The organism is Cryobacterium sp. CG_9.6 (assembly GCF_029893365.1).
In the GTDB taxonomy this organism is placed as follows: Bacteria; Actinomycetota; Actinomycetes; order Actinomycetales; family Microbacteriaceae; genus Cryobacterium.
The window spans coordinates 1,003,483-1,027,584 of sequence record NZ_JARXUZ010000001.1; the positions used below are offsets into that span (position 1 = coordinate 1,003,483).

The 24,102-nt window shown below is 66.1% G+C and carries 17 protein-coding genes and 1 pseudogene; 9 read left to right on the top strand and 9 right to left on the bottom strand.

Annotation, left to right across the window (positions count from 1 at the left end):
• Positions 1 to 29: 29 nt before the first annotated feature.
• From H4V99_RS04565 to H4V99_RS04575, 3 genes are read right to left on the bottom strand one after another with little or no spacing between them, the layout of a single operon-like run.
• Positions 30 to 1,196 (bottom strand): P-loop NTPase, encoded by a 1,167-nt coding sequence (locus H4V99_RS04565; RefSeq protein WP_280675928.1) that lies wholly within the window; start codon positions 1,194 to 1,196, stop codon positions 30 to 32.
• Positions 1,189 to 1,764 carry a DUF1003 domain-containing protein gene (locus tag H4V99_RS04570; RefSeq protein ID WP_280675930.1) on the bottom strand — a complete coding sequence of 192 codons (576 nt, stop codon included), beginning with the start codon at positions 1,762 to 1,764 and terminating at the stop codon, positions 1,189 to 1,191. The genes H4V99_RS04565 and H4V99_RS04570 overlap by 8 nt, the downstream gene beginning before the upstream one ends.
• On the bottom strand, positions 1,751 to 3,082 hold the full coding sequence (locus tag H4V99_RS04575) for a CBS domain-containing protein (protein ID WP_280675932.1): 1,332 nt from the start codon (positions 3,080 to 3,082) through the stop codon (positions 1,751 to 1,753). The genes H4V99_RS04570 and H4V99_RS04575 overlap by 14 nt, the downstream gene beginning before the upstream one ends.
• A 56-nt stretch (positions 3,083 to 3,138) precedes the next feature.
• Between H4V99_RS04575 and H4V99_RS04580 the strand changes: the two genes are divergently transcribed.
• The 3 genes from H4V99_RS04580 to H4V99_RS04590 all read left to right on the top strand — a co-directional run bounded on the left by H4V99_RS04580 (position 3,139) and on the right by H4V99_RS04590 (position 5,732).
• A complete protein-coding gene (locus H4V99_RS04580; RefSeq protein WP_280675934.1) occupies positions 3,139 to 3,696 on the top strand; it encodes a general stress protein in 558 nt (185 codons plus the stop codon).
• A gap of 660 nt (positions 3,697 to 4,356) precedes the next feature.
• Positions 4,357 to 4,719, top strand: a complete 363-nt coding sequence (locus H4V99_RS04585) for a hypothetical protein (RefSeq protein WP_280674508.1) — start codon at positions 4,357 to 4,359, stop codon at positions 4,717 to 4,719.
• On the top strand, positions 4,692 to 5,732 hold the full coding sequence (locus tag H4V99_RS04590; protein WP_280674510.1) for an IS3 family transposase: 1,041 nt from the start codon (positions 4,692 to 4,694) through the stop codon (positions 5,730 to 5,732). The genes H4V99_RS04585 and H4V99_RS04590 overlap by 28 nt, the downstream gene beginning before the upstream one ends.
• A gap of 396 nt (positions 5,733 to 6,128) precedes the next feature.
• Here the strand turns inward: H4V99_RS04590 and H4V99_RS04595 are convergent, their stop codons facing one another.
• Together H4V99_RS04595 and H4V99_RS04600 are read right to left on the bottom strand one after the other, a co-directional pair.
• Entirely contained in the window at positions 6,129 to 7,673 is a 1,545-nt protein-coding gene (locus H4V99_RS04595) for an aminopeptidase P family protein (protein WP_280675936.1), read from the bottom strand.
• Between the two features lie 46 nt (positions 7,674 to 7,719).
• The gene (locus H4V99_RS04600) at positions 7,720 to 8,748 is read right to left on the bottom strand and encodes an endonuclease/exonuclease/phosphatase family protein (protein WP_280675938.1); all 1,029 of its coding nucleotides are present in this window, start codon (positions 8,746 to 8,748) and stop codon (positions 7,720 to 7,722) included.
• A 95-nt stretch (positions 8,749 to 8,843) separates the two neighbouring features.
• On the opposite strand from H4V99_RS04600, the gene H4V99_RS04605 reads away from it, so the two are divergent.
• Positions 8,844 to 9,713 carry a PHP domain-containing protein gene (locus H4V99_RS04605; RefSeq protein WP_280675940.1) on the top strand — a complete coding sequence of 290 codons (870 nt, stop codon included), beginning with the start codon at positions 8,844 to 8,846 and terminating at the stop codon, positions 9,711 to 9,713.
• Positions 9,714 to 9,848: 135 nt separating this feature from the next.
• Here the strand turns inward: H4V99_RS04605 and H4V99_RS04610 are convergent, their stop codons facing one another.
• A complete protein-coding gene (locus tag H4V99_RS04610) occupies positions 9,849 to 11,396 on the bottom strand; it encodes a DEAD/DEAH box helicase (RefSeq protein WP_280675942.1) in 1,548 nt (515 codons plus the stop codon).
• A 144-nt stretch (positions 11,397 to 11,540) separates the two neighbouring features.
• Here H4V99_RS04610 and H4V99_RS04615 point away from each other — a divergent pair, with 144 nt between their 5' ends.
• Positions 11,541 to 12,257, top strand: a complete 717-nt coding sequence (locus H4V99_RS04615) for a ferritin-like fold-containing protein (protein WP_280675944.1) — start codon at positions 11,541 to 11,543, stop codon at positions 12,255 to 12,257.
• A 47-nt stretch (positions 12,258 to 12,304) separates the two neighbouring features.
• Here the strand turns inward: H4V99_RS04615 and H4V99_RS04620 are convergent, their stop codons facing one another.
• Both H4V99_RS04620 and H4V99_RS04625 read right to left on the bottom strand, forming a co-directional pair.
• Positions 12,305 to 12,622: a hypothetical protein gene (locus H4V99_RS04620; protein WP_280675946.1), complete on the bottom strand. Its 318-nt coding sequence runs from the start codon at positions 12,620 to 12,622 to the stop codon at positions 12,305 to 12,307.
• Between the two features lie 6 nt (positions 12,623 to 12,628).
• Positions 12,629 to 12,853, bottom strand: coding sequence for a DUF3107 domain-containing protein (locus H4V99_RS04625; RefSeq protein ID WP_280675948.1), 225 nt, complete (start codon positions 12,851 to 12,853; stop codon positions 12,629 to 12,631).
• A 95-nt stretch (positions 12,854 to 12,948) separates the two neighbouring features.
• Here H4V99_RS04625 and H4V99_RS04630 point away from each other — a divergent pair, with 95 nt between their 5' ends.
• Both H4V99_RS04630 and H4V99_RS04635 read left to right on the top strand, forming a co-directional pair.
• Complete coding sequence (locus H4V99_RS04630) at positions 12,949 to 16,395, top strand: ATP-dependent DNA helicase (protein WP_280675950.1); 3,447 nt, start codon at positions 12,949 to 12,951, stop codon at positions 16,393 to 16,395.
• A pseudogene (locus tag H4V99_RS04635) lies at positions 16,392 to 19,640 on the top strand (ATP-dependent DNA helicase); the annotation flags it as partial. The gene H4V99_RS04630 and the pseudogene H4V99_RS04635, both read left to right, overlap by 4 nt.
• A gap of 26 nt (positions 19,641 to 19,666) precedes the next feature.
• On the opposite strand, the gene H4V99_RS04640 reads toward H4V99_RS04635, so the two are convergent.
• Positions 19,667 to 20,908, bottom strand: coding sequence for a phosphotransferase (locus H4V99_RS04640; protein WP_280675951.1), 1,242 nt, complete (start codon positions 20,906 to 20,908; stop codon positions 19,667 to 19,669).
• Here H4V99_RS04640 and nudC point away from each other — a divergent pair.
• The gene (gene nudC / locus H4V99_RS04645) at positions 20,907 to 22,004 is read left to right on the top strand and encodes an NAD(+) diphosphatase (RefSeq protein ID WP_348522355.1); all 1,098 of its coding nucleotides are present in this window, start codon (positions 20,907 to 20,909) and stop codon (positions 22,002 to 22,004) included. The genes H4V99_RS04640 and nudC overlap by 2 nt on opposite strands.
• The gene (locus H4V99_RS04650) at positions 22,001 to 23,716 is read left to right on the top strand and encodes an ATP-dependent helicase (RefSeq protein WP_280675953.1); all 1,716 of its coding nucleotides are present in this window, start codon (positions 22,001 to 22,003) and stop codon (positions 23,714 to 23,716) included. The genes nudC and H4V99_RS04650 overlap by 4 nt, the downstream gene beginning before the upstream one ends.
• Positions 23,717 to 24,102: the final 386 nt, after the last annotated feature.

The following is a 24,102-nucleotide window of genomic DNA, read 5'->3' on the forward strand; positions in this document are numbered from 1 at the left end:
CCAGTCTAGGCTCGTGGCCCGCCGTCACCTCAGAGCGGCGTGATGCCGAGGCTGCGACCGGACAGCCCCCGGCCGCGGGTGGCGAGCCGGGTGGCGACGGCCGTGATGGCCTGGGCCGCGGCGTCGTCGGGGCTACCAATCACGACGGGAAGACCGTCGTCGCCGCCGCCGCGCAGCGCGATGCTCAGCGGCACCTGCGCGAGCACGGGAACAGGTGTGTCCTGCCCGCGTGACAGGCGACGCGCCACCTCGGCACCGCCACCCGAGCCGAAGAGCTCGAGCACGCTGCCGTCGGCCTGGGTGAGGCCGCTCATGTTTTCGATCACGCCGTACACCGATTGACCGGTCTGTCGGGCGACAACACCGCTGCGCTCGGCCACGTCGGCGGCCGCCGGCTGCGGGGTGGTCACCACGATGACCTCCGCGTGGGGCAGCAGTTGGCCCACGGTGATGGCCACGTCGCCGGTGCCGGGCGGCAGGTCGAGCAGCAGAATATCGAGGTCGCCGAAGTACACGTCGGTGAGAAACTGGTTGATCGTGCGGTGCAGCATCGGCCCGCGCCAGGCCACGGCGGCCGAGGCGTCGTCAATGAACATGCCGATCGAGATGACCTTCACCTCGTGGCCGATGGGAGGCAAAATCATGTCGCCCACCTGCGTGGGCTTCACGGCAAGACCGTCGTGTACGAGTCCGAGCAGCCCGGGAATCGAGAAGCCGTGCACATCGGCATCCACGATGCCGACCCGCAGACCCTGGTGTGCCAGCGCCACGGCGAGGTTGGCCGTGATCGTTGACTTACCCACGCCACCCTTGCCGCTGGTGATTGCGTACACCCGGGTGAGGGAGTCGGGACCGAACTGCATCACCCGCGCCGCCTTGCCGCCGCGCAGCTTTTCGGTGAGCGCCTCGCGCTGCTCGCGGGTCATAATGGCCACGTTCACGCTGGCGTTTCCGACACCGGCCACCGATTCCGCCGCGGCGAGCACGTCGCTTTCGATGCGTTGCGCGGCCGGGCATCCGGCAATGGTGAGACGGATGCCCACGGTCACCCGGCCGTCGTCGCCCACTGTCACCCCCGACACCATGTCGAGCTCGGTGATGGGTTTGCGGATCTCGGGGTCCGTTACCCCGGCCAGGGCGTGGAGCACCCGATCGGTCGTAGCCTGCGCCGCGGTGAGTGGTATTTGGTCAGTCAAGGGCGCGGCGCCCTCGCGGCGGGCGCGGCGGGGTGTCGTCCCCGTCGGCATCCGTCTCGTTCGCGTTCTGCCGCTGTTCCAGGGTTTCGGTGAGGGCGCGCAGCTCGCTCTTGATGAAGTCCTTGGACACGAGGTCTTTAATGGCGATGCGTAGCGCTACGACCTCGCGGGCCAGATATTCGGTGTCGGCGAGGGTGCGTTCGGCGCGCTGGCGGTCCTGTTCGAACTGCACGCGGTCACGGTCGTCCTGTCGGTTCTGCGCAAGCAGAATCATGGGGGCGGCGTAGGAGGCCTGCATGGAGAGCACCAGGGTGAGCGCAATGAACCCGAGGGAGATGGAGTCGAAGCGCCACTCTGCGGGGGCGAGCGTGTTCCACGCGATCCAGGACAGGGCGAAAACCGTGAGGCCCAGAAGAAACCACGGCGTGCCCATTCCGCGGGCGATGGCTTCGGTGAAGCGGCCGAACCGGTCGCTGCTGGGTGCCCCGCGATAGCGACCGGCGAGGGGCGTGGAGCGCAGCCCTTTCGGGGCATCGAGTCTGAGGTCGGACCGGCTAGCTCTCGCCATGATCACTCCTCCGTGCTCCCGGCAGCGGAATGCTGCCCGTCTTCAGGTCATTGCGGGCAGCTGCGCGTCGCCCAATGTCATCGTCGCTGTCGTGACTGCGCCAATCGTCGGGCAGCAAATAATCGAGCACGTCGTCGATGGTGACCACGCCCACGAGGCGGTGATTCTCGTCCACCACGGGAACGGACACCAGGTCATAGCTGGCCAGAATGCGAGATACCTCGGCCGCCGAGGTGGTTGCCTTCACCGGGTCCAGACCCTGGTCGAGCAGCGTGCCGAGGCGCTCGTGGGGCGGGTAGCGCAGCATCCGCTGAAAATGCACCATGCCCAGAAAACGACCGGTGGGGGCTTCGTAGGGGGGCAGGGTGACGCAGATTGCCGCACCGAGGGCGGGTGCCAGGTCGTGGCGACGGATGCGTGCGAGCCCCTCGGCCACGGTGGCGTCGGCCGAGACGATCACTGGTTCGGTCGTCATGAGTCCGCCGGCCGTGTCGGGGGCGTAGCTGAGCAGAAAACGAACGTCTTCGGCCTCTTCGGGCTCCATCAGATCGAGCAGCTGCTCGCCGCGTTCCTCGGGGAGCTGGGCAATGAGGTCGGCGGCATCGTCGGGCTGCATCTGGTCGAGCACATCGGCCGCGCGTGCGTCGCCGAGGCTCGTGAGAATGCCCACCTGGTCGCTTTCGGGCATCTCTTCGAGGGCGTCGGCGAGGCGGTTGTCGGGCAGCTCGCTGGCCACCTCAAACATGCGCTCACGGGGCAGATCGAGGAGCGTGTTGGCGAGGTCGGCCGGTTTGAGCTCGGAGTAGGTGGCAATGAGTTGCTCGGCGGACTGGGCCTGACCGACCGTGGCCTTCTCGTGGATCTCGGCCCAGGTGGCGAAGGTCGTGATGCCCTTGGCGAAGGGGGAGGCACTCGTCTTCGGGCGACGCACGAAGAGCTGGCTGATCTCCCACTCGGATTCGGTGGTCTCCTTGATCGCCACGTCTTCAATGGTGGCGTCGCCGGTGGCATCGTTGAAGGCCACCTTGCGGCCGAGCAGCTCGGCAATGACGCGCACCTCGCCGCCGCGCTGCTCGAAGCGACGAACATTGATGATGCCGGTGGTAATGATCTGGCCCGAGCCGATGCTGGACACCCTCCCGATAGACACGAAGACGCGTCTTTTACCGGGAATTTCGACGATCAGCCCCACCACGCGGGGCGGATGACTTTTGCGGTACACCACTAGAACATCGCGCACCTTGCCCACGCGGTCTCCCGCGGGGTCGAAGACGGTGCACCCGGCCAAACGGGCAACAAAAACTCTCGTGGCACTCACACTACAAATGTAGGCCACCGACCCGAGAATTCTGACGACCGTGGAAGAATGACGGCATGAGCACTCAGAGTCCTTTCGGGCGAGCCAGCCGACTCCTTCCGCCGGCGTTGCCCACCGGAGAGGTGCTGGCCACCTACGCGACCTATCCCGAGGCGCAGGCCGCCGTCGACACCTTGGCTAAGCTCGACTTCCCGGTGAAGGAACTCGCAATCGTGGGTAACGACCTGAAAAGCGTTGAGCGGGTGACCGGAAAACTCACCTACGGCCGAGTGGCGCTCGGCGGGGCGGCATCCGGTGCCTGGCTGGGCATCTTCTTCGGACTGCTGTTCTTCATTTTTTCGCCCACCGGATCCAGCCTGCCGTTCGTGGCTGCAGCACTGCTCATCGGGGCGGGATTCGGCATGCTCTTTGGCCTCGTGAGTTACGCCGTGAACCGGCGTCGACGTGACTTCACCTCCACGATGCAGGTGATCGCGGGCAACTATCAGGTGATCGTGGGCGTGGAACTGGTGAACCGGGCGCGCAACCTGCTGCACGGTCAGGGCGAGGCGGCTGCGGCTGCCACGCATCCGTCGGACCCGCCCGCCGGCCCGCCTGCCCCGCCCGCCGTCTAGCCGTCCCGTGCCCCTCCCCGCTGGTCGAGGAGTCGGCACGCTTTTCGCCGGCGTCTCGAGACCCCGTGAGCCAGTCCCTCAGACCAGCTCACGAGGTCTCGACCACTCGCAAGCTCGCGCTCGACCAGCGAGAAGGTGGGTGCGCGCGGGCTGCGAGACCCTCCTCGCTGGTCGAGGAGCCGGCATGCTTTTGGCCGGCGTCTCGAGACCCCGTGAGCCGGCCCCGAAGACTGGCTCACGAGGTCTCGACCACTCGCAAGCTCGCGCTCGACCAGCGAGAAGGTGGGTGCGCGCGGGCTGCGAGACCCTCCTCGCTGGTCGAGGAGCCGGCACGCTTTTCGCCGGCGTCTCGAGACCTGGTGAGCGAGTCCCGAAGACTCGCTCACGAGGTCTCGACCACTCGCAAGCTCGCGCTCGACCAGCGAGAGGGTGGCCGCGCCTATTTTCGGTGGGCGCGCCTAGTATGACGGATGGCCGCGCCCCAGATCGGTGGGCGCTACGCCGCTTCGTTAGTTGCCATGATGGTCGTGAGACATCGTGGTGACGGACGCTGAATCGGAGCAGGACATGAATGATATGGCGATAGGTCGAACGAGAAATGGTGGGCGGTCGTTTCCGTTGGCGTTTCGGATTGAGTACATACGCCGCTGGGATGAGTGCGTGGAACGAGGCGCGAAGGTGCGGTTACTGCGCGAGTTCGACTTGGCAAAGGGCACGGTGAATCGTTGGCTGAGGGCTCGCGACGATGGAGAATGGACGGCATCGATGGTCGCAACGTCAGAGAGGTCACCACAAAGAATGGACAATCGCGATCGTGCGGAGTTGGCGCGGCTGCGGATGGAAAACGAGGCTTTGAAGAAGAAGGTCGCGCAGTCCGAAGCAGCACAACAAATCTTGGGAAAAGCATTCGAGCTCTTGGACGGGATCACCACCCGCTCGAACGAGGAACAAACACCGATCCCACCAGCGTTGATGAGCGCGGGCGAGTACGCGGCGTGGCTGAAACGAAGCAAGCTGTCCTGACCTTGACGGTCACGGCACTGGCCCAAGAAATGGCGATGCCGATCGTGGACGCATGTCGTCTGGTCGGGATGCCACGGTCAACGTATTACCGGCTCAGCCGTGGCTACCAGCACTACCGCCCCGTGGCTGAGGCGATCCCGCACCGCGAACGCCGGCAACCCGCAGCCTTGGACACGCACGAGCGCGCCACGATACTCTCCGTGCTCTGCGAGCCGAAATATGAAGACAAATCGGTGGTGCAAACGTACTGGCACGCCTTCGACGCCGGGACTCTCGCGTGTTCGCAGCGCACGTTCTACCGGGTCGCCAACGCTCACCGCCTGGTCGGGGATCGTCGACGCACCCGAACCCCGCGCTCCCCGTCACCGCGCACTCCGGCCGTCGCGACGCTCAAGCCCGGGGATTTGTGGTCGTGGGACATCACCGAATTGAACGGACCCAGCTACCACGATCGGTACTACCTTTACCTGATCATTGACGTGTTCTCGCGTTACCCCATTGGCTGGTGCATCGAGACTTACATCTCGAAGAAACGCGCTGTGACACTGTTCACCGACGCGATCGCCACCCACGGCGCCCCCACAGTCGTGCACTCCGACAACGGGTCCTCCATGCGCTCCACAGACCTCATCAACGCCCTCGAGAGCAACGGCATCATCACCTCGTACTCTCGCCCCCGGGTCAGCGACGACAACCCCTTCTCAGAATCACTGTTCAAGACCATCAAGTACGACCCCAGCTCCCCGGACCGATTCGATCACCGCGATCACGCCCGCCAATGGACCAAGGACTTCTTGGACCTGTATGCCACCCAACACCGCCACAGCGGTCTCGGCCGGCACACCCCAGCATCCGTCTTTGACGGCACCGCCCACCTCATCCACGCGCAACGACAACGGGCACTGGACGCCTACTACGCCCAGCACCCCACACGCTTCCGCCAACCACCCACAGCACCACCACTACCCCAACCCACAGGCATCAACACCCACCTACTGTCTCAAGCAGGTTGACAACTACCGGCTTACCGTAGCGACCACCGATACGGGTGGCGGCCATGAGAGAAGCGCGCCCCTCCCCGCTGGTCGAGGAGCCGGCACGCTTTTCGCCGGCGTCTCGAGACCCCGTGAGCCGGCCCCCAAAACCGCCTCACGAGGTCTCGACCACTCGCAAGCTCGCGCTCGACCGGCGAGAGGGTGGGTGCGGGCGGGCTGCGGGCCCCTCCCCGCTGGTCGAGGAGCCGGCATGCTTTTCGCCGGCGTCTCGAGACCCCGTGAGCCAGTCTCGCAGGCCAGCTCACTAGGTCTCGACTGCTCGCAAGCTCGCGCTCGACCAGCGAGAGGGCGCTCACGAGGTCTCGACCAGCGAGAAGGAGGGCGCCCGCGGATGTGAGGGGCGGTGACGTGCGGTTAGGCGCGTAGGGACGCGATCCAGGCCTCGACGGCGTCGGCGGAGCGGGGGATGGCTGCCGAAAGGTTTTCGGCGCCGGTCTCGGTCACGAGGATGTCATCCTCGATGCGCACACCAATGCCGCGGTATTCGGCCGGGACGGTGAGGTCGTCGGTCTGGAAGTACAGGCCCGGCTCGATGGTGAAGACCATGCCCGCTTCGAGCACTCCATCCATATACATGTCGCGTCGAGCTTTGGCGCAGTCGTGCACGTCAAGACCCAGGTGATGGCTCGTGCCGTGCACCATGTAGCGGCGGTGATGACCGTTGTCGGGCAGCAGCGCCTCTTCGGCCGTGACCGGAAGCATGCCCCACTCGGCGGTTCGACGGGCAATCACGGCCATCGCGGCGGCGTGAATATCGCGAAAGATTGCACCGGGAACGGCCACGGCGAAGGCGGCATCCGCTGCCTCGCGCACGGCCTCGTAGACCTTGCGCTGCACGGGCGTGTAGGTGCCATTCACCGGGAGTGTGCGGGTGATGTCGGCCGTGTAGTAGCTGTCGAGCTCGACACCGGCATCGAGGAGCATGAGGTCACCGGGTGTCACCGGGCCGTCATTGCGCGTCCAGTGCAGAATGCAGGCGTGCGGGCCGGAGGCCGCGATGGTGTCGTAGCCCACGGCGTTGCCGTCGCTGCGAGCACGCGTGTTGAACACGCCCTCCACCAGACGCTCACCCCGGGCGTGCGCACTGGACGTCGCCAGGTCGCGCACCACGTCGTCGAATCCACGCGCGGTCGCATCCACGGCCAGGCGCATCTGCGCGATTTCCCACGCGTCCTTCACGAGGCGAAGTTCCGAGACGGCGCGGGCGAAGTCGTCGTCCACCTCGTGCACACCGTTCACCTCAATACTGAAAGGGCTGTCGGTGGCGGTGGAACTCAGCACGCGTTCGGCGGCAAAGCGCAGGCGGCCCTCATCGATCTCCAGGGTCACGGTGGGATCGGCTTCGCGCAGCACGAGGGTCTCGCTGTCGATAAGGGCAAAGACACCGGCCAGATCGGCGATACCGCGCACGCTCACCGCGAGGTCACTCGCCACCTGAGCAATAGAGGGGCGCGGGCCGATCCAGAACTCGCCGATGTCGGGGTTGGCGTAGAACTCGTCGGAGTCGCGGCCGGCACGTTCACGAAAGTAAAGCGTGGCGTCGTGGCCACCGCTGCCGCGCGGCTCAAACACCAGCACCGCACCGGGCTCGGCGTCGCTGCCCCAGCCGGTGAGGTGAGCGAAGGCGGAGTGCGCGCGAAAGGCGTAGTCGGTGTCATTGGAACGTTGCTTGAGGCGGCCGGCGGGAACAATGAGTCGCTGGCCGGGGTACTGCGCCGAGAGGCGGTCACGGCGGGCGGCGGCAAAGGCGGCCTGCTCGCGGGCGGGAGGAAGCACCTCGGCGTGCTCGGCCCAACCAGTGGAGATGAACGTCTTGAAGCCCTCGGAACCCGGTGTTGTGGATCGGTTCTCGCTGGAGCGGGTGGGCGGGGTGATCGCGGTTGCGGTTTTATCGGCCATACCCCATTGTGGCACTCTGACCCGGCCCGCGCCGGGGGGCAGGCTGCTACCGGCTGGTGACCGTGGCCACCACGGGGCGGTGGTCGCTTCCCGCATTGTCCAGCGACTCGATCACGCGCATGTCGCTCACGGTGTAGTTCGAACTCGTGAGAACGTGGTCGATGGGTGTGCCGAGGAGCGCCGGAAGCTTCGTCGTCCACGTGCCGATGCCCCCAGCACCAGCGGACAGGGCCGCATCGTGGCAGTTGCCGAGTACGGCACCAGCTTCGGAGGAACGGCCGCTCATGTGGTCGATCGTGGCGTTGAAGTCGCCGGCCATGATGATGTTGTCGTTGCGGCACTGGTCGGCGAGCCAATCCAGATCGGTGCGCCAGTTCGACATCTCAAATTCAATCGGCGCAACCGCGTGCACGGCCACGATCGTGGGCCCCGTGCCGTCCGCGGGCGATGCCACGACAGTGGGAAGCACGGTGGTGTTACCGGGCGGACCCGCAGTGGCCTCGTTGGTCACGGTGTAGTCGCCCAGGTCGGGGCTGATCAGCAGGGTCGTCGACCGTGCCTTCGAGACCTGATCAAACGCGAGCGTGTGCACCCACATCGGTCGTCCTCCGGCCCGCATCGCCTCGGCGACGGCGATTCCCGCCTCTTCGGTGGTCTCCGGCAGCGTGACCACGTCGGCATTCTCCTCCAGAGCGAGTTTCGCGATCACCGCTGCACCGGGCGCATCCCCGAGGGTGTTCCAGCTGAGTACCGTCACGGAGTCGGCCGACGACGCGGCCTGCGCCGCAGCATCCGTACCAAGGCCTCGAGACAGGAGGATTGCAGCGTTACCGACACCGAAGAGGAGCGTCAGGACGGCCAACACGGTTATGGTGCGTCGACCTGAGCCACGGCGAGAGAACAGGAGAAGCACCAGCACCAAACCGGCGGCACCCACCACAGCTAGGCCGCGCAGCGAAACAATCTGCGCGATCACCCAGGTGTTCTGCAAGCCAACGGCCTGCGGCCACGCGAGCACAAACAGGGCCGCGGCCACCGCGGCCAGCAGGATGAAACGTACGATTCGCGTGAACATAGAATTGCAACGCTAGTGCGACACCCTGACAGACTGCCCCTGCCGGGAATGAGAGCCGATCCTGGCGTGTGCACACCGCCAACTACGATGGATTCATGCCAGTCACCCGGTCGTTTCGCGGTCCCATCGATCTCCACACGCACTCCAGTGTGTCGGATGGCACCGAAACGCCGGCGGAACTGGTGCGTGCGGCCGCACAGTCCGGCCTCGGGACCGTGGCCCTGACCGATCACGATGCCACCGCCGGCTGGGATGACGCAGCCGCAGCGGCCCGGACTGCGGGAATCACCCTCATCCCCGGCATGGAATTCAGCACCCGCGTCGACTATTCCAGCGTTCACCTGCTGGCCTACCTTTTTGACCCCACGGATGCCGCCATTGTCACGGAAATGGCCCGCATCCGGGCTGCTCGGCTGACCCGAGCCGAACAAATGGTGCAACAAATCGGCTTGGACTACGCACTCACCTGGGACGACGTTCTGGCGCAGACCACGCCGGATTCCACCGTGGGTCGACCGCACATTGCCGATGCCCTGGTTGCACGCGGCCACGCCCGAACCCGCAGTGACGCCTTCGCCGGCATCCTGCACTGGAAAGCCGGGTATTACCAGCAGCACTACGCTCCCGATCCGCTGCGCGCCGTGCAACTCGTGCGCGCGGCCGGGGGAGTCCCGGTGATCGCGCACCCCGCCACCCGCGGCGTGGCCGACCTGATGCCGGAGGCGCGGCTGGCCGAACTCGCTGCGGCTGGCCTCTTCGGTCTCGAGCTCGGACATCGCGAGAACCGACCGGAGGCCACAGCGCGACTGGCCGTTCTCGCCGAGAAATACGGGCTGGTCGTTACGGGGTCAAGCGACTATCACGGCACCGGCAAGCCCAACCTGCTCGGCGAAAACACCACCGCGCCCGAGGTGCTCGAGCGCATCATCGACGCGGCCACTGGCTCGGCACCGATTTACGGCTGACCGCCACTGGCCGCGGGCCAGACCCCGTCGTCTGCGGCGCTGCCGCATCGAAACGGATGCCGCGGCGCACAGAAAACACACCGCCCCAGCCGGCCCGAGGGCACGTCTGGGGCGGTGAGCCTCTGGCGAAGCGGGCTAGACGGCGCCGCCGCCGGGCTGCGGCGAACGACGACGGGTGCGGCTCCGACGCAGCGGCGCGTTGTTGCCGTCGTGATGTTCGGCCCCGCCACCATCGTGGGTTCCTGCCGCCGGCGTTGCTGCCGGGGCATTCGGGTTGGTGGTGGGGCTCACCCGGGTGCGCGAACGGCTGCGTGCGGGGCGATCCGTGCCGTCCCCTGCCGGAACACTCTCGGTGCGGGGCGGGCGGGCTGTTTCGCTGCGACCGGCATCAGACCGGTTCGGGCCGGAGCGTGAACCGGAGCGCGACGCGCCGGAGCGTGCGGTTTCGCCGCGACCTCCGCGACCGGCGGGAGCACCCGCCGCAACGTCCTTCACCGGAGTGGCGCGCAGACGGCCCTTGGATCCGGCGGGGATCTTCAGGTCGGCGTACAGGTGGGGAGAAGAGGAGTAGGTCTCGAGGGGTTCGGGCTGGCCGAATTCGAGGGCCTTGTTGATGAGAGACCACTTGTGCATGTCGTCCCAGTCCACGAATGTCACGGCAATGCCGGTCTTGCCCGCACGACCCGTGCGGCCCACGCGGTGCAGGTAGGCCTTGTCGTCTTCGGGGATGGTGTGGTTGATCACGTGCGTCACGTCTTCAACGTCGATACCGCGAGCGGCGACATCCGTTGCAATGAGAATGTCTTTCTTGCCCGCCTTGAATGCGGCCATGGCACGCTCGCGCTGCTCCTGGTTCAGGTCGCCGTGGACGGCGGTGGCGTTGAAGCCGCGGTCTCCGAGCTCTTCCACGAGCTTCGCTGCGGCACGCTTGGTGCGGGTGAAGATGACGGTCTTGCCGCGGCCCTCGGCCATCAGAATGCGGCCAATCACCTCGTCTTTGTCCATGCTGTGCGCGCGGTACACGAGGTGCTCAATGTTCGCCTGCATGAGGCCCTCATCGGGATCGCTCGCCCGGATGTGAATAGGACGGCTCATGAACCGGCGCGCCAGTGCGACGATAGGGCCCGGCATTGTGGCCGAGAACAGCATGGTGTGGCGGTTCGCCGGTGTCTGCGCAAAGAGCTTCTCAATGTCGGAGAGGAAACCGAGGTCGAGCATCTTGTCGGCCTCGTCGAGAACCATTTCACGAACGTTCGCAAAGCTGAGCAGCCGCTGGTGAGCGAGGTCCAGCAGACGACCGGGGGTGCCGACCACGATCTGTGCGCCAGCCTTCAGCTGCTCGATCTGACCCTCATAGGCCTTGCCACCGTAAATGGAGACGATCTTTGTCTCGCGGTTGCGGGCAGCGAGTTCGAGGTCTTCCGAGACCTGCACGCACAGTTCCCGGGTGGGAACCACGATGAGGGCCTGAACGCCGGGTTCCGGGTTGAGGCCGAGGCGCTGAATCACGGGAAGACCGAATCCGAAGGTCTTGCCGGTGCCGGTCTTAGCCTGACCGATGATGTCCTGACCGGAGAGCGCAAGGGGAATGGTCTGCTGCTGAATGGGGAACGGTTCGAGGATGCCCTTGGCTGCAAGGGAGTCGACCATGTCCTGGTCAATATTGAGTTCGGAGAAAGTCACGAATATATGCCTGTCATTAACTAAAACGGGGGTGCGCTCGTCTTCTGTCTCGGGCACCGGTCACTAATCCATGTCGGTGACGTATTTCCACCTTACTGCGCGGTGTGTGCGCGAGCCAGAGGCGCGCGGTCGTATGCTGGGATCGTGGTCACGTGGTTCGGTCAGCGCCCGCAGCGCGTGGAGGTCCCCCGGCTCAGAGCCCGCGGGGTTTCTCACCCGAGCGTCAAGGTCGATATTGCCTCCCTGACACCTGACCTCATGCACTTTCTCGGCCAGGCCGCCTACATGGAACTCGGCGAGTTCGAGAGTCTGGCTCGTGCGGTGGCAACGGCCCCGAACCTCGCAGCCAAGGAAGGCCTCAGCGCCGCGGCCGGTCGGGCACTGTCTAAGCATCACGGTTTGATCACCGAGATTCGCCGGCGCGGTGCCGAACCGGACGAGGCAATGGAGCCGTTTGTGGCCGCGCTCGATCACTATCGCGCCCAGACTCAGGGCGGCGACTGGCACGAATTGCTGCTCAGCTGCTACCTCACCGGTGGCCTGCTGGAAGACTTCTTTGTGCGCCTCTCAGATGGGCTGCCACGGGACATCGGTCCCCGAATTGCCCTGCTGCTGGGCGAGGATTCCGGCTCTTTCGTGCTTGTGCACGAGCTGCAGGACGCCATCAACGCCAACCCCGCGCTGGGTTCGAGGCTGGCCATGTGGGGTCGTCGACTCGTGGGCGACACGCTTCTGCTCGCGCGTTCGGCGATGCCCGTGCTTGACCCGGTGACGTCCACCGAGTCGCGCTCCGAACCGGTTTTCACCGAGCTCATTGCTGCGCACACCCGCCGCATGGACGGACTCGGACTCACGGCATAAACCACAGGCCCGATGCAATGAGCATCGGGCCTGTGATGGAACCAGTGTTACGCGGTGCCGGGAGTTCCCGGCGTTCCACTCTTCATGAGGCGATGCAGCATGTTGAGGTCACCCTGATTGCGCTGCTTGGCTATAACCAGAGCAGTGACAGCGGATGCCGCGGCGGTAACCCCGAGGGTTACCCACCAGATCGCGCCGGCGTCCCACTTCCAACCGAGCCAGGTGAGGGCCACCCACACGGTTGCGGCCACGACGGTGCCCACGGCGGGTATTAAAAGCGAACCGTGGGTTGACCGACCCGGAAGAAGGTACCGAGCCATGAGCCCCAGGAGAGTGCCTCCCAGAGACACGAACAGCAGTTCCATCTGCGCTTAGGCGACGAAGCCGACGTGACGGGACTTCTCGGAGCCGATCTCCACGTACGCGAGGCCCACGGTCGGAATGATGTAGACCTTGCCCTTGTCGTCTTTCAGATTGAGGTAACCGGTCTGAGCGGCAAGTGCGGCCGCGACCGCTTCCTCGATCTCAGATGCCGGCTGTGAGGTTTCGAAACCAATCTCACGGGGAGAGTTGAAGATGCCAATGCGAATATCCACCAGATGAGCCTTTCGTTGCTTATCGTCAGGTTACGACAGAACGGCACACCTCCCCGACACCGTTCACTGTCGGCGCAACCCGATACCGTTGAAACGTGAACACCACCAGAGCCTCGGGCACCAGCGAATCCGTCGGCGGCGCGCTCGGCAGCAGCGTTGCACCCGAGGTGCGTGCGCTCGATGATTCTCAGCTCGCGGCGCTTGCCCTACCCGACGGTGTGTCGTGTGCCGTCATCGGTGCTCCGGGTACAGGCAAAACAGTGACCCTGATCGAACTTGTGGCCGACCGGGTGCTCCGCCGGGGCTACTCGCCGAGCGAGGTACTCGTGCTGGTTCCCACGCGCACCGGAGCCACCACTCTGCGGGATCGGCTGGGCCTGCGTCTGGGTGTTCCGACCAATGGTCCCCTCGCTCGCAGCGCGAATTCCGTGGCGTTCCAAATTGTACGAAACGCGGAGGCCGTGGCGGGCGGGCATGAACCCACACTGCTCACCGGCGGCGAGCAAGACCAGATCATCGCCGAGCTGTTGCAGGGGCATCTCGACAGCGAAGAGGAGGACCGCCAGGCGACGGGCGCGTCCGGGGCCGGGTCGGTCACTCGGCCGCAGTGGCCCGAGACCCTGGGCCCCGACGTGCGCCGCCTGCGCGGATTCCGAACCGAGCTTCGCGATCTCATGATGCGTGCCGTGGAGTATGGCGTCACTCCGGGGGCGCTCGCTGCATTGGGTGCGAGCGAGAAGCGCCCGGAATGGGTGGCTGCGGCGGATTTTATTCGCGGCTACGAAGACGTGAAAGACCAGACCCGCCCGGGCCAATACGATTCCACCGAAATGGCGCAGTTTGCGGCTGCCATTGTGGCCCAGGCTCCGGTGGGGCCTGCGGGCCGCGCTGTTCTGGGGAATCTGGCTGATCTGCGACTGATCGTGCTGGACGACGCGCAGGAAGTCACTCAGGCCACCCTGTCCCTGCTGGCCCAGTTCGTGGCCCGCGGGGTCACCGTCATTGCTTTCGGTGACCCGGATATCAGTACCGGGTCCTTTCACGGCGCCCACCCCGACGCCCTCGGTCTGCTGGCGGCCTACCTGTCCGGAGCAGCCCAGGGCACACCAGCCCAGACCAACGCTGCGCAGTTCGCACCGGCACTCGTTCTGCACACGGTGTACCGACACGGTGCGGGCATCCGTGAGGTGGTGCAGGAGATCACCCACCGCATCGGCACGGCGGCTGCCGGAACACAGCGGGCGGCCCGCAGCAGCACTGACGCGGAGACCATGCCGGAGAGTGCGCCACCGTCCGCGCCCACACCACCAGACCCCACCGCTGCCGGTGACCACGTGCACACCGTTATCGTCGACAGCCCAGCCGAGCAACTCGCGGTGATCGCACGGCGATTGCGCGAGCACCACGTTCTGAACGGTGTGCCGTGGGCGCAGATGGCCGTGATTGTTCGCAGCGGATCGCTGGTCCCTGCACTATCTCGTGGTCTCGCCGCGCTCGAGGTGCCCACGCAGGTTTCCACGGCCCAGACCGCTCTCCGCGACGACTACGCGGTCCGCGCGTTCATTCTCGCCCTTGAAGTGACGCTGGGGCGCAAACCGCTCGACGCCGATGCGGCCGTTGAGCTGCTGCGCGGCCCGCTGGGCGGACTCGATCCGATCACCCTGCGGCGGCTGCGCGCGGCGCTGCGCCAGCAGGAGCTGAGCCGGCCGCAACCCGGTGCAGACCTGCCGCTTGCTGAGCGCACCGAACCGGTTTCACAACCCGGCGATGCTGCCGTGCCCACCGCCGAGTACCGCCGTGACCGCTCCTCGGATGAGCTCCTGGCTGCCGTGTTCACAACGCCGAGCCTGCTCGCCGCCATTGACAACCGCACCGCTCGGCGCGCGGCGAGCTGCGCCGCCAGTATGCGTGAAGCGGCCATCGAGAACGCGGCCGGCGCCACCATTGAAGAGCTGCTGTGGGGCTTGTGGCAGCGCAGCGGCCTCGCCCGGGAGTGGAAAGAGCAGGCCAACGGCACCGGCATCGTCGCTGACGAGGCCAACCATAACCTCGACGCGGTCGTGGCACTGTTCTCCGCCGCCCAACGGTATGTTGAGCGCACTCCGGGCGCCCCGCCGGTTCTGTTCCTCGAACACCTGGTGGATACCGATGTTCCCGAAGACACCCTCGCACCTCGCGCTGCGGGCGATGCCGTCGTGGTCTCCACGCCCAGCAGCACCATCAATAGCGAATTCGACATTGTGGTGCTCGCCGGAGTGCAGGCCAATGTGTGGCCCGACCTGCGCATCCGCGGATCGCTTCTGGGCGCCGGAGATTTAGCCGCTCTCGTGAGTCGGGGGCAGCGTGAAAGCAGCGATCCCCGCCTCGAGGTGCTGCACGACGAACTGCGCATGTTTGCCCAGGCGGCGAGCCGAGCGAGCAGTGAACTGGTTGTCACGTGTGTCGACAGCGAAGAGAATGAACCCTCGGCTTTTCTGCGGCTGCTCCCCGCGCCGCCCGAGGCGAGCAGTGACCCCGACGACGCGAGCCAGTATCCGCTGTCCCTGCGCGGTCTGGCGGGCCGGCTGCGCGCCGATCTCACTCGCACCATCGCGCGGGAGGCATCCGCTCACGCCACAGCAGATGTGGGTTCCCACCGATCCAGCCGGGCAGCGGATGCTGCGGCCACACTCGCCCGCCTGGCGGCCGCACGCGTGCCGGGTGCAGCGGTCACTGAATGGTACGGCCTGAGCGAGCCCAGCACGCAGCGACCTCTCAACGATAAGGACGCCGGGGATGACCCGGTGCGGGTTTCTCCATCAAGAATGTCGGCGTTTGAAACCTGCCCACTGCACTGGCTCATCGGCCAGGTGGGTGGTGGCACATCGAGCACGGCGGCGAACCTCGGCACCATCATTCACAAGGTGATGGAAGACGCCACGGACCGGAGCCCCGACTCGCTCTGGCAGGCCGTTGAGGCTCGCTGGGGTGAACTGCAGTTTGACGCCGAGTGGCAGTCGCGGGTGCAGAAGGTGGAGGCGCGAGCCCTCACCGACAGGCTGGCTTCCTACCTTCTCGACTTCGAGCGCACCGGGGGAGCGCTGCTGGGCGCCGAGGGCAATTTCACCCTCGACGTTGACGGCGCTGTGCTGTCGGGAACGATCGACCGGGTGGAACGCCTCAGCGACGGTCGGGCCGTCATTGTCGATCTCAAAACGGGACGGGGAGACCCCATCAGCGACGCCGGGGTGATCGACCACCCGCAGCTGGGTGCCTACCAACTGGCCTTCAGCGCCGGCGTGATCGAGGGAATCCCCGCCGGTATGTCGCTGGCCGGAGCCCGGCTGGTGATCGTGTCGTCCGGCACAACCAAGCAGAACTACCGCAATCCCACCCAGCCCGTCTTCGACCCGGAGCAGCTGGAGGCCTTTCGTGCCCGGGTCGGCGCCGACGCCGCCGGGATGGGGGCAGCAACGTTCCTCGCCGAGATCAGCTCGCACTGCCTCGACCCGCGCTCCTTCGGATCGTGCCGAATTCACGTCATCAAGCAGGTAAGCACATGAACACTCTGACCAACCCGGCCCGGGTCTCCGCGCTGCAGATCGCGGTGGCGCTCACTCTGCCGGAGCCCACCCTCGAACAGCAGGCCGTGATCGAGGCCCCCCTCACGCCCACACTCGTGGTGGCTGGCGCCGGCAGCGGCAAGACCGAGACCATGGCGAACCGGGTGCTCTGGCTCCTCGCCAACGGCTACGCCCGGCCCGACCAGATTTTGGGACTCACCTTCACGCGCAAGGCGGCGGGTGAGCTCTCGGAACGCATCAATAAGCGCATCCTGCAGCTCGGCGAGGCCGGTCTGCTGCCCACACACGCGGCCGTCGATACCGATGCCAACGTGGCCGACGCCGGTGACCTGTTCAATACGCCGAGCATCTCCACCTACAACTCCTTTGCGAGTCGGCTGTTCACCGACAACGCTCTGCTGCTGGGGCGTGAGCCCGAGTCGGTGCTGCTGAGCGAGACATCCGCGTGGCTGCTTGCCCGCCGCGTGGTTGTGGAGCACGGTGATAGCCGCCTCGTTCCCTATGGCAAGAACATTGACGCCGTGACGGATGCCGTCCTCGCGCTCAGCCGCGCCCTCGCCGAAAACCCGCCCGGCTTTGTACCCGGTGCCCCGCGCCGCCCCCACGACCTCACCGACTTCGCGGCCGGTTTTGAGTACCTGCGCGATCTGCCCTACGGCAACCCGCGCAAGAAGATTCCGTATGCCTCCGTCGACGACACCCTCGCCGCCGTGCTGCCGCTGGCCGTGCTGGCCGAACTTGCCGGTCAGTACAGCGACGAGAAACGCCGCCTCGGCCTGATTGAATTCTCCGATCAAGTGGCCCTCGCCCTGCAGGTCTGTCAGAAGGTGGAGGCCGTAGTAGCCCGCTACCGCGACCAGTACCGCATCGTGCTCCTCGACGAATATCAGGACACATCCGTTTTGCAGACGGAGTTGCTGCACACCCTCTTCGCTTCGCACCCCGTGATGGCGGTGGGGGATCCGCATCAATCCATTTACGGCTGGCGCGGTGCGAGTAGCGCCAACCTGCTGGGCTTCTCCCAGGATTTCGCCGGCGTCAGCAACCGGCAGGCCCCGGCCATGAGCCTCTCCGTCACCTGGCGCAACCCGGTGAGTGTGCTGGATGCCGCAAACGCCCTCGTGTCCCCGCTGAGTGAGGCGCTGCGGGCGCGGCCGGACGGGATCCAGGTGGACACGCTGAAGGTACCGGTGGGCAAGCCGAACGGAAACGTCGTCGCCGTGATGGCTGAGACGATGGTGGACGAGGCACGGGTCGTCGCCGCCTGGTTTGCGGAGCGTCTCCCATCCGGCAGTCAGCGCTCCGGAGCGCTGCTGTTTCGAGCGCGAAAAGACATGGAGTTTTTCGCCGAGATTCTGCGCGAGCATGGCGTGCGCGCCCACGTTTTGGGACTCGGTGGCTTACTCTCAACCCCCGAGGTCGCCGACGTGGTCAGTGCGCTGCGAGTGGTGCACGATCCGGGGGCCGGTAGCGAACTCGTGCGGCTGTTGACTGGTGGCCGCTTTCGCATTGGAGCCCGCGACCTTCAGGCGCTCTCCGGAGTAGCCCGGTGGCTCGCCGGCCACGACTATGCCCAGCAGGTTGTTCCGCAGGAGATCAGGGAGCGGCTGCGGGCATCCGTTGCCGTTGATGAGGGGGCGTCCATCGTGGACGCGCTGGACTTTGTGGCGGCCGTCTCCGAGACACACGGTCAGCTGGCGTCTTTCAGCGATGAGGGCCGTGCTCGACTGCGCGCAGCGGGGCAGCAACTCGCCTGGCTGCGGTCCCGGGCGGGGCTTCCGCTGCTTGATTTTGTGCGCCTGATCGAACTGGAGCTCCTGCTCGACGTGGAGCTGGTGGCCAACGAGTCCAACGGGCTCGGACTGGCCAACCTTTATGCCTTCCACGACACGGTGTCGGCCTTTCTCGACAGCGACGAGCAGGGCACTCTGGCCAGTTTTTTGCGCTGGCTGGGTCGTGCCGAGCGTGCCGACGACATGGGTCCCCGACTCGAGGTGGCCGAACAGGGCACGGTGCAGCTGCTCACGATCCACGGTGCCAAGGGCCTGGAATGGGACTTTGTGGGCATCCCCAACCTCACCGAGAAGAGCCTCCCCGCGCAGGGCCGGGACACGAGCGGGTGGATGCGCTTCGGCGAGTTGCCCTACGCCTTTCGCGGCGACCGTACCGAGCTGCCCGAGCTGGAGTGGGACGAGCACGAGACGCAGCTCTCCTATGACGAGGCCTTCACCCGGTATAAAGAGGAGCTTGCCGGACGGCACGATGATGAGGAACGCCGGTTGATCTACGTGGCCACCACAAGATCTCAGCAGGAACTGCTGCTCACCGGGTCATTTTGGGGTGGTGGAAGCACCCAGCGCAAGCCCAGCCGGTATCTGCTCGAGCTCGCGGCGGCGGGCCTGGTGGCCGACCTGCCCGAGGTCAGTGAGACGGCCGAGAAACCCGAGGACGATCGCAGCGACGCGGAAACGTGGCCGTTCGACCCGCTCGGAACACGCCGACGCGTGGTTGAGGTGGCTGCCGAGCAGGTGCGGGAGGCTGAGCCCGATCGCGAGACTCGCTGGTCCCACAGTGTGACGTTGCTGCTCGAGGAACGAGCGTTGCGGTTAGCCGGCGTCACCGACACCGCGGTTCCCACCAGAATCCCCGCATCACGCTTCAAAGACTATGTGGATGATCCCGCTCGGGTGGCGGCCGCGCTCCGGCGCCCCATGCCGGAGCGACCCTACCGGGCCACGAGGCTCGGCACGCTGTTCCACTCCTGGGTGGAGCACCGCGCCGGAGGACTCGACTCGGCCGACCTGATCGATTCCCCGCTTCTTGAGCGCGACGGGATCGACGGGTTCGAGGGGTTCGATGAGACCGATGATGACGCCGCTGATCAGCCGGTGCGGCGCGGCGACTGGGCTGCGGACGAACAGGCAGCTCTCGAACGGCTCCAACGCACGTTCGAAAACTCACCCTGGGGTCACCGGAAGCCCGAAGAGGTGGAGATCGAGATTCATCACCCGATGGCCGGACAGGTTTTTGTGTGCAAGCTCGACGCCGTGTACCGCACCGACACCGGGTACCAGGTGGTGGACTGGAAAACCGGGCGTGCCCCGAAAGACGCCGCCGATCTCGAGCTCAAGCAGACCCAACTGGCGCTCTACCGGCTGGCGTACGCCCGCTGGAAGGGAATCGACCCCGAGCAGGTGGACGCCGTGTTTTACTTCGTGGCCGACGACACGATCGTCGCGCCCGATCGCATCTACTCGGAAGACGACCTGGTGCGTGCCTGGTCGTCGGTCGTGGCACCCGAGCCGGTATCGGGCAGCGTGATGGGGCCGGTCTCATCGTCGCTGGCCGAAGAACTGGCCGAGGAACTACCCGGCTGAGCCGCGCCCTCCCGCCCGGCGTCGTCGGACTCGTCGTCGTTCAGACGAGAAAATTCGCCCGACTCCAGATCGGCAAAGTTGTAGCTGTCGGTGTGCATCGACGCGCGCTGGTCGCGCACGCGTGCGCGCCGCGGCGTCTGATCGAGCATGCTCTCCACGTCGCTCACGCCCAGGATCGGGCCGGTTTCGGGCGACAGCGGATGCGTGGTGTGGCTGTGCACCGTGTCCACCAGGCCATCGAGCATGCCCACCGCATCGTCGATGATGGCCTGGTTGTGGGTGACCGTTCCGTGCAGCAGCCAGCGGGCCAGTTCCAGCTCCGCGTAGAGCATCGCCCGCTGCGTGATGCGGGTATCGCCCAGCTGCCTAGCCGCCGTGTACGCCACGATCGCGGTTTCCGCCGCCGCCCCCCGGGCTGACAGCAACCAGTGCAGGTCGCGCGCCGGGTCACCCACGCACAGCGCAGACCAACCGAGAACACCCGAGATCGAGTCATCGGTCACGAGCAGGGAATCGGCCGAGAACGAACCGTGCACCACCGTGGGTGCGAATTGCCACAGGGCGTCATCATCCGTTGCCGTTTCCCAGCGACGCAACAGAGCGGCCGGCAGAAAACCGGTGTTCGCAGCCTGGTCAATCACCTCAATAACCGCGGTGCGGCACTGCTCGGCGCTCTGCTGTGGCAGGCCAGCGGTGTTCACAAAGGCGGTGGGGAGGGCATGGATGGCGGCAATCGCGCGGCCAATGGAGCCAGCAACGCCCTCGTGGCCGGTGAGAGCATCGGCATCGAACACATCACCGGGCAGCAGCTCGTACACCACGGCGCGGGTTCCCGAAATGGGAGTCTGGCCCACGAATTCGGGCACATCAAATGGGAGGCGGCTCCGGTTGCCTGCCGTCAAGGCGCGCAGCGCAACAAGGTCTGCCGACTGCTCAGTCTCGGCTGCTTGGGTGTTGGGAACGCGAATGATCAGCGTACGGTCGTCACTGCTGACGAGGAGTGCCGAGTCGAACAACCCGTGCGCGCCGGCGCTGTGGCGACGCGTGCGGGCGACGTCGAGTCCGGAAACGGCGGAGGTGGCCAACGCGGCTAGAGTGAGATGAGATCTGGCCATGCCTTCTAGGTTAGGTCGACTTGCCGTCGCGTGGTTATTCGCCACGCGCCACCACACCATTTTTAGCGCCAAGCACGGGGAATTCACCATGTCGTTCGCCTTCACGACGCGGCTACCGCTGTCCCGACACGCGGTAGACCGCAACCACACCGAGCGCACCATCCCCGGACTCTTCGATGAGCTCCGAGCGGATGCCTCCACTCGCGTCTTACCCCTGTGGCATGGTCGAGCGCTGCTCACCGCGCCGCTCCCGCCAGAGGCGACCGCTGCCGCCGGCTGGGCGGGCTCCACCGTGGAGTCGGCCAGCCTCGATCTCGTGGCGCCGCTCCGGATCCCTGCAGATGTGCTGAGCGTGTACCTTGGTCGTTCGTTGGCGGATGCCCCGCAGGAACCGGCGGGAACCCGCCTGGTGGCCGCCGTGCTGAACGACGAGCAGGCCGTGGCCCTCGAACCCGACGAGTCGCTCTGGGGTGGGCTGCGCACCATTGTCACCGCCCTGTCCGACCGCGATGCCGGGCTCTTCACCGAGGCTCTCGGTGTGGTCAACTGGCACGGTTCCCACTCGCACTGCCCGCGCTGTGGTACCCAAACCCTGCCCCAAGACGGCGGCTGGGTGCGACGATGCCCCTCTTGTGGCAATCAGGTCTTTCCGCGTACCGATCCGGCCATCATCGTTCTCATCACCGACTCGCAGGATCGCCTCCTTCTGGGTTCCAACGCCATGTGGGAAAACAACCGCTACTCCCTGCTGGCCGGTTTCGTCGAGCCGGGCGAGCCACTTGAAGCGGCTGTTGTTCGGGAAATGTTCGAGGAGTCGGGCCTTCGAGTGACCCGACCGGTTTACCTGGGGTCCCAGCCGTGGCCGTTCCCCGCATCGATCATGTGCGGCTTCCGGGCCGAGCTCGCTGACGGCCAGGCCGCCACCGGGCTACTTCCCGACGGTGAGGAGATTCTCGACCTGCGCTGGTTCAGCCGGCAGGAACTGCGGGACGCCGCCGATTGGCTCATTCTGCCCGGTGCCTCCTCGATCGCCCACGCCATGATCGAGCAGTGGCTCGCCGGCGACACCAACGGTTCGCTGGCACCCCAACCGTGACGGTAACGGCCGAATCTCTCCTTGCCGGGCTGGACGATCAGCAGCGCGTCGCCGCGGAGGCACTCGTGGGCCCGGTGTGCATGCTCGCCGGTGCCGGCACCGGAAAAACCCGCGCCATCACCCACCGCATCGCGTATGGGGTGCTGAGTGGCGCGTATGCGCCCAACCGGGTGATGGCACTCACCTTCACCGCGCGGTCGGCCGCGGAACTGCGTGGTCGACTGCGTCAGCTGGGCGCCGGCGGGGTGGCCGCCCGCACGTTCCACGCCGCGGCCATGTCGCAGCTGAACTACTTCTGGCCGCACGTGGTCGGGGGAGTGGCTCCGCGAATCCTCGACGGCAAGGGGCGACTACTCGGCCACTCGGCTGAGGCTTTGCGACTCAAACTGGACACCCCCACCCTGCGCGACCTTGCCGCCGAGATCGAATGGCGCAAGACGAGCGGACTCAGCATCGATCAGTATGCCGCCGGCAGTGCCGCGCGCACGCTACCCGGCCGCCTCGACCTCGACCAGACGGTGGCCCTGCAGCAAACGTATGAGCGGCTCAAAGATGAGCGCAAGCAGATTGATTTCGAAGATGTGCTGCTCGCCATGGCCGGAATGATCGAGGCCGAACCATCGGTTGCCCTGCAGGTGCGCGAGCAATATCGCTTCTTCGTCGTGGACGAATACCAGGACGTGTCGCCCCTGCAACAGGAGCTGCTTACCCTGTGGCTGGGTGACCGCCGCGACCTCTGCGTGGTGGGGGACGCGAGTCAAACCATCTACTCGTTTGCGGGCGCTCGAAGCGAATACCTCCTCGACTTCCCCAAGCGCTACGAAGACGCCACCGTGGTGCGGCTGGAGCAGAACTACCGGTCAACGCCGCCCATCGTGGCCGCCGCCAACCAGCTCATGCGTGGCCGCCCCGGTGCTCTCACCCTGCACTCCACCTCAACCGTTCCCGGGGTTGACCCGCAGGTGCGCGACTACCCCAACGACATGGCGGAGGCGCGCGGTGTCGCTCAACAGATTCTCGAACTCACGGATGCCGGAGCCAAACCCGAAGACATCGCGGTGCTGTTTCGGGTGAACGTGCAGGCTGCGCTGCTCGAAACCGCGCTCGGCGACGTGGGGGTCAGCTACCAGATTCGAGGAGCCAAGAGGTTCTTCGACCTGCAGGAGGTGAAGCAGGCGGTGATGTCGCTCCGCGCGGCATCCGTGTCGATCATTGGCGAACCGCTATTCAAAAGCGTCAGCGATGTGCTGCGTTCCCTCGGCTGGAGCCAGACCGCACCCGAGGCGCGGGGCGCGGTGTGCGACCGGTGGGAATCCCTGAACGCAATCATGGGCCTCGTGGACAATGCCGCACCGGGCACCACCTTTCGGGCTTTCACAGACGAGCTGATGGAACGGCAGGCCGGCCAGCATGAGCCCACCGTTTCGGCCGTCACGCTCGCCACAATGCACTCCGCCAAGGGGCTTGAGTGGGACAACGTTTTTGTGGTGGGTCTCAGTGAGGGACTCGTGCCCATCAGCTTCGCGAACACGTTCGAGCAGATCGATGAGGAGCGCCGCCTGCTGTACGTGGGCATCACACGCGCCAGGAAGCGACTCGGCCTGAGCTGGTCGAAGCTGGGCCAGCAGCAGCGATCGGGTCGGGAACGGTCTCGTTTTCTGGCAGAGCTTGGCACGCGCACCGCCCGTGCACCAGGTGCACGCAGCGTCTGACCTCGCCGGTTGTGGCATCCAGCAGCACCGAGTCACGGAAGAGCGCGGAATCCCCGAGGAGGGTGTTCGAGTGCTGCCCCGGGCGCAGCAGCAGATCGTTGGCGAAGACGGCCACGCGTGCGGCCACCTCGATGGCAAGCCGCGGTGTTTCCGTGCCGGCGCGGCGGCGGGACAGTTGGCACGACAGGGCCGGCCAAGCGGGGTCCACGTCGCCGTGCGCGAGTTCGACACACACCAGACACGGCCCGCTTCCCGGCTGCACGAGTGGGCCAATGCGCACCTCGGTGTCGCTGTAGATCACGGGGAGATGGGGAACGTCCCGCCGCAACCAGTAGGTGTGCCGGTCGGGTTTCAGCACGTAGTGACCGATCAGCACGGCAAGTGAC

Coding starts and splice junctions, on each gene's coding strand:
- H4V99_RS04600 (WP_280675938.1), bottom strand. CDS start 8,748: ATGTTCACGCGAATCGTACGTTTCATCCTGCTGGCCGCGGTGGCCGCG.
- H4V99_RS04640 (WP_280675951.1), bottom strand. CDS start 20,908: ATGGCCAGATCTCATCTCACTCTAGCCGCGTTGGCCACCTCCGCCGTT.
- H4V99_RS04620 (WP_280675946.1), bottom strand. CDS start 12,622: ATGGAACTGCTGTTCGTGTCTCTGGGAGGCACTCTCCTGGGGCTCATG.
- H4V99_RS04580 (WP_280675934.1), top strand. CDS start 3,139: ATGAGCACTCAGAGTCCTTTCGGGCGAGCCAGCCGACTCCTTCCGCCG.
- H4V99_RS04570 (WP_280675930.1), bottom strand. CDS start 1,764: ATGGCGAGAGCTAGCCGGTCCGACCTCAGACTCGATGCCCCGAAAGGG.
- nudC (WP_348522355.1), top strand. CDS start 20,907: ATGCCTTCTAGGTTAGGTCGACTTGCCGTCGCGTGGTTATTCGCCACG.
- H4V99_RS04595 (WP_280675936.1), bottom strand. CDS start 7,673: ATGGCCGATAAAACCGCAACCGCGATCACCCCGCCCACCCGCTCCAGC.
- H4V99_RS04605 (WP_280675940.1), top strand. CDS start 8,844: ATGCCAGTCACCCGGTCGTTTCGCGGTCCCATCGATCTCCACACGCAC.